The following is a 1,181-nucleotide window of genomic DNA, read 5'->3' as shown; positions in this document are numbered from 1 at the left end:
AGAATCAGCGCGCGGGCAATGGCGATGCGCTGGCGCTGGCCGCCAGAGAACATGTGCGGATAGCGGTTGTAGTGCTCGTGGCCGAGGCCGACCTTCTTCAGCATCTTCATCGCCAGGTCACGCCGCTCGGCGGCCGACTTGTCGGTGTTGATCAAAAGCGGCTCGCCCAGCACGTCGCCGATCTTCTGGCGCGGATTGAGCGACCCATAGGGATTCTGGCAGACGGTCTGCACCTTGCGGCGCATCTCCTTCGTCAAGGGATTCCTGACGATGTCGACCTTGTTGCCGTCAATGAACAGGTCGCCCGCCGTCGCCGGATCGATCAGCGTGATGATGCGGGCAAGTGTGGACTTGCCGCAGCCGCTTTCGCCGACGATGGCCAGCGTCTTGCCCTTGTCCACCTTGAAGGAGACGCCCTTGACCGCATGCACGGTGCGCGGTCCGGTGAACAGGCCGCCGCCGATGTGATAGTCGCGGACGATGTTCTTGCCTTCGAGAACCGTGGTGCTCATGAGGCGGCTCCAGCAGCCGAAGGGGCCGGCTCGAACATCATGTCGGACACGGTCGGCAGACGATCGCCGACGGCGTTCTCCGGCAGCGCCGACAACAGCGCACGGGTGTAGTTGCTCTTCGGCGATTCAAACAGCGACAGCACGTCGGCCTCTTCCATCTTGCGGCCCTTGTACTGGACGATGACGCGATCGGCGGTCTCGGCCACCACGCCCATATTGTGGGTGATCATGATCAGGCCCATGCCGTATTTGGCCTGCAGCGAAACCAGGAGATCGAGGATCTGCTTCTGGATGGTGACGTCGAGCGCCGTCGTCGGCTCGTCGGCAATCAGCAGTTTCGGATTGCAGGCGATGGCGATGGCGATCATGACGCGCTGGCACTGGCCGCCCGACATCTGGTGCGGAAACGAACTCAAGCGTTCTTCCGGATCGGCGATGCCGACCAGCTTCATCAATTCGATGGCCCGCGCCCGGCGCTGGGCGCGGTCCATGCCCATGTGGAAGCGCAACACCTCCTCGATCTGGAAGCCGACGTTGAAGCACGGGTTGAGGCTAGCGACCGGCTCCTGGAAGATCATCGAGATGTCCTTGCCGACGATCTTGCGGCGTTCGGACGGGCTGAGCTTCAGCAGATCGATGCCGTCAAAGGCCATGCGGTCGGCCTTGACC

General features: G+C 62.7%; 2 protein-coding genes. Both read right to left on the bottom strand.

Features of this window, described 5'->3' with window-relative positions:
• A partial coding sequence (locus tag EN935_RS36865) for an ATP-binding cassette domain-containing protein (RefSeq protein WP_127374286.1) occupies nt 1-512 on the bottom strand: 512 nt, incomplete at its 3' end.
• On the bottom strand, nt 509-1,181 hold a 673-nt coding region (locus EN935_RS36860; protein ID WP_164771724.1), incomplete at its 5' end, for an ABC transporter ATP-binding protein. The genes EN935_RS36865 and EN935_RS36860, both read right to left, overlap by 4 nt.

The organism is Mesorhizobium sp. M7D.F.Ca.US.004.03.1.1 (assembly GCF_003998635.1).
Classification (GTDB): domain Bacteria; phylum Pseudomonadota; class Alphaproteobacteria; order Rhizobiales; family Rhizobiaceae; genus Mesorhizobium; species Mesorhizobium loti.
The sequence above is the reverse complement of the archived record's forward strand: the minus strand, read 5'-3'. Positions and strand labels throughout refer to the sequence as shown.